Origin of the sequence: Salifodinibacter halophilus (assembly GCA_012999515.1) — a bacterium.
GTDB classification, from domain to species: Bacteria; Pseudomonadota; Gammaproteobacteria; order Nevskiales; family Salinisphaeraceae; genus Salifodinibacter; species Salifodinibacter halophilus.
Genome location: JABEEB010000171.1, coordinates 1 through 283, shown reverse-complemented (window position 1 = coordinate 283; position 283 = coordinate 1). Strand labels below are relative to the sequence as shown.

General features: G+C 67.5%; 1 protein-coding gene. It reads right to left on the bottom strand.

Annotated features, from left to right (window positions below; all coding sequences use genetic code 11):
* Positions 1–95: 95 nt before the first annotated feature.
* A partial coding sequence (locus HKX41_11185) for a nuclear transport factor 2 family protein (protein ID NNC24694.1) occupies positions 96–283 on the bottom strand: 188 nt, incomplete at its 5' end.

Sequence of the window (283 nt, the reverse complement as noted above, 5' to 3'; positions counted from 1 at the left end):
CACCGGCGTAGGAGGAGGGACGGTATTGCAGTTGCGGGCGGCGAGGTCTGTCAAGCCACAACACGCCTCGTCGGGGTGCGTCGGCGCGCGACGCCTTACACCGTATCGCGGTCGGTGTACGTGTAGCGCCGCGCGATGAACCCCTCGTCGTCGAACTCGTGGAAGTCCGCGAAGCCGAAGGCGACCGGCTCGCCGTCCTGCACACCCTCGAAACGCCCGCGCACGGCGACGGTGTCGTCGTCGGCGACGACATCAAAGACGGTGTGCTCGCCGTCCTCTAGAG